This is a genomic window from Halomonas sp. AOP13-D3-9, from assembly GCF_052379125.1.
In the GTDB taxonomy this organism is placed as follows: domain Bacteria; phylum Pseudomonadota; class Gammaproteobacteria; order Pseudomonadales; family Halomonadaceae; genus Vreelandella.
In genome coordinates this window covers 1-4,827 of record NZ_JBQSYH010000038.1, presented here as the reverse complement: position 1 = coordinate 4,827, position 4,827 = coordinate 1, and the positions used below count along the sequence as shown (strand labels likewise).

At 53.7% G+C, this 4,827-nt stretch carries 5 protein-coding genes and 1 pseudogene; 5 read left to right on the top strand and 1 reads right to left on the bottom strand.

What is annotated here, in order from left to right; all coding sequences use genetic code 11:
• The 5 genes from lnt to ACT3UM_RS23960 all read left to right on the top strand — a co-directional run.
• The coding region (gene lnt / locus ACT3UM_RS23980) for an apolipoprotein N-acyltransferase (RefSeq protein WP_498902518.1) at nucleotides 1–1,285 on the top strand (1,285 nt) is incomplete at its 5' end.
• A gap of 53 nt (nucleotides 1,286–1,338) precedes the next feature.
• Nucleotides 1,339–2,361, top strand: a complete 1,023-nt coding sequence (locus tag ACT3UM_RS23975) for a L,D-transpeptidase family protein (protein WP_008958498.1) — start codon at nucleotides 1,339–1,341, stop codon at nucleotides 2,359–2,361.
• A gap of 286 nt (nucleotides 2,362–2,647) precedes the next feature.
• Nucleotides 2,648–3,433, top strand: coding sequence for a cytochrome c oxidase assembly protein (locus ACT3UM_RS23970; protein WP_238528554.1), 786 nt, complete (start codon nucleotides 2,648–2,650; stop codon nucleotides 3,431–3,433).
• Nucleotides 3,411–3,875 (top strand): copper chaperone PCu(A)C, encoded by a 465-nt coding sequence (locus tag ACT3UM_RS23965; protein WP_008958501.1) that lies wholly within the window; start codon nucleotides 3,411–3,413, stop codon nucleotides 3,873–3,875. The genes ACT3UM_RS23970 and ACT3UM_RS23965 overlap by 23 nt, the downstream gene beginning before the upstream one ends.
• A gap of 11 nt (nucleotides 3,876–3,886) precedes the next feature.
• On the top strand, nucleotides 3,887–4,462 hold the full coding sequence (locus ACT3UM_RS23960; RefSeq protein ID WP_008958502.1) for an SCO family protein: 576 nt from the start codon (nucleotides 3,887–3,889) through the stop codon (nucleotides 4,460–4,462).
• 13 nt (nucleotides 4,463–4,475) lie between these two features.
• Here ACT3UM_RS23960 and ACT3UM_RS23955 read toward each other — a convergent pair.
• A pseudogene (locus ACT3UM_RS23955) lies at nucleotides 4,476–4,827 on the bottom strand (hypothetical protein); the annotation flags it as partial.

Genomic DNA, 4,827 nt, shown 5'->3' with positions numbered 1-4,827 from the left:
GTGGGTCTTCGTTGCTATTCACGATTTCGGTGGCACCGGGGCCTTGATGGCGATGCTCCTCACCACTCTTTTTGTCAGCGCCCTGGCGCTCTTCTTTGCAATCCCCTTTGGGCTCTATCGACGCATCACGGGGCCACGGTTAGCCTGTCTTAGCTTTGCCGGTATGTGGGTGGTGAGCGAATGGCTACGCACCTGGTTGCTCACCGGCTTTCCCTGGTTATTGCTGGGCACCTCTCAGATAGATTCTCCACTAGCCCCATGGGCGCCCGTTGGGGGTGTGTACTTGCTGTCACTCATGACCGCACTGACAGGTACGTTAGGGGTAGAGGTACTGCGTCGCCGCTGGGGGTACCTCGTCCCAATTGCCGCCCTGTGGATCGTTCCATTCCTATTGCCCACCCAATGGACAACCCCGGCCGGAAAGCCCATCCGGGTGGCGTTGCTGCAAGGGAATCTTGATCAGCGCATTAAGTGGACTGCCCAAGGGCAGCGCGAGGCGATCAGTATCTACACGGCGATGACACGGGAGCAGCCTAGCGATATCGATCTAATCGTTTGGCCGGAGGTGGCACTTCCCATGTTCGAGCAGGAAGCGCAGTTGATCCTTGAACGGGTGCAATCTGAACTCACCACTGGCACCCACTTGCTGACTGGCATTCTGCAGCGCGACGCCGAGGGGCTCTATTACAACAGCGTTGTCGGCCTGGGTGATCAGGGCCAGTATCGCAAAGCCCATCTGGTACCCTTCGGCGAGTACCTGCCACTGAAAAATCTACTCGCTGGCAGCATCGCCTTTTTCGATCTACCAATGCCGAGCATGACCCCAGGGCCAGATAAACAGCCCCCGATACGCGTCGCTGGTACGGCCATTGGCAACGCCATTTGCTACGAGATCATTTTCGCCGACCGCGTGGCCAAGCAGGCGCGCAATGCCGAGCTGTTACTAACGGTTTCCAACGATACGTGGTTTGGGCGTTCCATTGGCCCACACCAACATCTTCAAATGGCGCGTCTACGTGCCTTAGAAAATGGCCGTCACATACTTCGAGCTACCAGTAATGGCGTGACGGCCATGATCGATTCACAAGGTCACGTCACTGCCCGCGCCCCACAGTTTGAACAGGCCAGTTTAACTGGCGAGGTAACCCCTATGCAGGGCCTAACTCCTTTCACACGCACCGGTAGTGGGCCCGCTTGGATACTCGCCACCTTGCTGACACTGCTCGGATTACAACTGAACTTATCTCGATCCAAAAACGACGCATTAGATGAAAAAGGAACCTAGCGATGCTCTCGGTAAATAACGCAGCAATACTTAAGAGACTCCTCCCATGGCCAATGCAGATGGGCTTCATCATGAGTGTGATGGTTTCGTCTCTGGCATGGCTCCCTGTCGCCATGGCAGCACAACCCGCCACTACCCAGGAGACGGAATGGCCCAAGGGGCATTACCCGCTACCTGAGGAAGGCAATATCATCGGTGAGGCTGACACCTTCATAGTCAGGGATTACAACGACACCTTGATAGATATTGCCAAGCGTCACAACCTGGGCTATTTGGAGATGATCCGTGCAAATCCAGAGGTCAGCATCTGGGTTCCAGGGGTGGGCACGGAAGTGACTATTCCCGGACGTTTTATTCTGCCGAATGTCGAGCGTACTGGGATCGTTATCAATATCGCCGAGCTGCGGCTTTACTACTACCCAGATGTCAAAAACGGTGAGACACCGCGCGTTGAGACCTATCCTATCGGCATCGGTCGCGAAGGGTTTGATACTCCTCTCGGTGTGACCGAGACCACTATGAACATTAAAAACCCCGCCTGGTACCCGCCTGAGTCGGTAAAACGCGAAGCGGAAGCACGCGGCGAAACCGCGCCAAGCGTTGTGCCGCCCGGCCCCGACAACCCGCTAGGAGACCACGCCATTATTCTAGGCTTCGATGGCTATCTAATTCATGGCACCAACCAGCCCGATGGCATTGGCATGCGTGCAAGCCGTGGCTGTATACGCATGTTGCCTGACGATATTGAATCAATTTTTGACCGCATACCGGCGGGCACCCAGGTCAATATCATCAACCAACCTATTAAAATCGGTTGGGACAACGGACAGCCGCTGGTACAGGCATTACCTCCTTTAGGGGTGGAAGATCACACCATGACCGCTATATCAGATGCTATTACACGCCTTGAGCAACGCAATGCAGATGGCGTTAGCTTCGATTACGAACAGCTTAGCGATTTACTAGCATTATCCAACGGGCTTATCGAACCCCTGTATCCCAAGCCGGAACCGAGTAATAAAGAAGACGACAATATCAACAGTGTTTATGAAGAACTGACACTTCATTCGTCGTGAATGTCGATAAAGACAAGGCAGCGCGTTTTGTCAGCCCTTAGGAGAACAACGGCTTGGCTACCGTCAAGCCCTTAATATTCGTCGTGTGTTGTTGATTGAGCTCTTCCATCCCTAGCGTAGAAAGAGCTCATGCGATCATCACAACGTTGGTAGCATCCACTTGCCGCATTGTGCAGTCGCTGCCTAAGCTGTCTCAATGTGTTTAATCTGAGGGAGAAGGGCTATTGACGTCGCTCTGAGCTACTTAAGGCCTTGGGAGTTCTCACTGACGTGGGCAACCGCCTGTGTGCTGGCTATCGTTCTCTACCTGCGTGGCCTCCGGCAGTGCCAACGGCTCGGCGAGCCTACAAGCATAGCCCGCACGTTCACCTACCTGCTCGGAGTTGCGGCGATCTATGGCGTCACTCTGACACATTACGACTACCTCGCTCAGTACATGTTCTTTGCCCATCGTGCCCAACACTTGGTACTGCATCACGCTGCCCCCTTCTTGATCGCTTTGGCAGCACCCCTGCCGGTATTGGTCGAAGGTTTGCCAACGCGAATTAGACAACTTTCTAGGGGGAGGCTAGTCACACGTGTGCTGCACCCCGCCTACAGGATACTTCAGCAACCATTAATCGCCCCTGTGCTGTTCGTTGGGCTTATCTATTTCTGGCTGATCCCCGAGATCCACTTCGATGCCATGCTGAGCGCTGACCTTTATCAGGTGATGAACTGGAGCATGGCGCTGGATGGGTTACTGTTTTGGTGGCTGATCTTTGATCACCGCTCGCCACTACAAGGTGGACTCGGCTATGGTAAGCGAATTGCCATTCTACTGGCGGTGATCCCACCGCAGATTGTTCTGGGTGCCTACATCGCCTTCAGTGAAGAGGTGATTTTTGATGTCTATGAGGTTTGTGGCCGTGCTTGGCCGTTGGATCCCCTCGATGATCAACGTATTGGCGGCCTGCTGACCTGGGTTCCAGCCACCATGATGAGCGCTCTTGGAGTGCTTATTGTTCTTAGCTATATGTTCCGTGACGCTCGAAATGAGGATACTGTTCATGCTCCCCACCCAACTCGCTAAATTACCGCGATCAGCGCGCATCTGGTGCACGACTTTTGTGTTGATTTTCGGAATGCCCGGCACGCTGCTCGCTGCAGATTTGCAGATCACTGATGCTCGTATACGACTACTGCCAGGCGATATTCCTGCAGCAGGCTATTTTACCCTCACGAATACCGGTGAAACAGGCACCACGCTGATAGGGGCGGATAGCTCGGCCTTTGATAACGTCACGATACATCAAAGTGTCAGTCAGGACGGTATCTCAAGTATGCAGCACGTAGAACAGTTAACAGTAGCGGCGGGAGAGCTAGTTGAGCTTGCTCCGGGGGGCTATCACTTAATGCTGATGAAGCGTAAGCACCCCATCGCCGTCGGCGACGAAATTGAAGTAACCCTCCTGTTAGACAACGGGCAGCAGCAGAACGTCAAGTTCCGCGCTGGAGCACCCACAACACAGTAGGAGCGAGCAGAATGCGCCAATGGATTATTCCGGTGTTCGTATCGCTATGGCTAATGGGATGCGGTGAGCAAACGTGGCAGACCAAGGATATCTCAGGGCTTATGCCGCCGTTGGCATTTGATCTTGTTGATGAGAACGGTAATGACGTGACCGCCGATCAATTCCTTGGCAAGAGCACACTGCTTTTTTTTGGTTTCACTCATTGCCCTGATGTCTGTCCCACCACGCTTGCGCGCCTCGACGCTGTCATCCAGCGCCTAGAGGAAACTTATCGCGATGATATCCAGGTACTTTTTGTCTCTGTAGATCCCCGTCGCGATAACCCAGCAACACTGAGTGCCTATACTAACGCTTTCGGCCTCCAGTTCACTGGTCTCACGGGGGACAAAGCAGCGCTTGATGAGCTTACACGCCGCTATCGTGTTACCTACGGGTATGGTGAAGAAGATAGCAACGGCAACTACGATGTATCGCACTCCAGCGCGGTATTCGCCTTCAATGAACAGGGAGAGGCGCGTGTACTGATCCGCGATAGCGACCCCATGGATGCTGTGGCGGCCGATATTAAAAGGCTTGCCGATCAATGAGGCGCCTTAGCACTCATGCGATAGGCAGCCAGTAGGTCACGCCGCCCATGATTACCTTTATCCCATCTTCCTCTCGTTCTACAGCCTGCTGACGAAGTGTTTTCTTGGATACTTTCTTGTCATGAAAGTATTCCATGGCTGTGACGATCCACCGCTCACTCCAATCTTCTCCTTGATCAGCACACTTCGCCATTTGCATCGTGGTGCGAGCCAACTTTTCTTTTCGCCGTTTTCTTGCTCGCTTCTCATCCACTCTAGGGGCCAGTGTGGTGGCATGTTGGCGATTTAAAAAATTGGTAAACCCCGTCACCGAAGCTGCTTGTCCGGGCACCGCATGCAAATAGTTGTCCACATCGCCCTGTTGT

Excerpts from the sequence above, each read along its gene's own strand:
- ACT3UM_RS23975 (WP_008958498.1), top strand. The coding sequence starts at position 1,339 with ATGCAGATGGGCTTCATCATGAGTGTGATGGTTTCGTCTCTGGCATGG.
- ACT3UM_RS23960 (WP_008958502.1), top strand. The coding sequence starts at position 3,887 with ATGCGCCAATGGATTATTCCGGTGTTCGTATCGCTATGGCTAATGGGA.
- ACT3UM_RS23965 (WP_008958501.1), top strand. The coding sequence starts at position 3,411 with ATGCTCCCCACCCAACTCGCTAAATTACCGCGATCAGCGCGCATCTGG.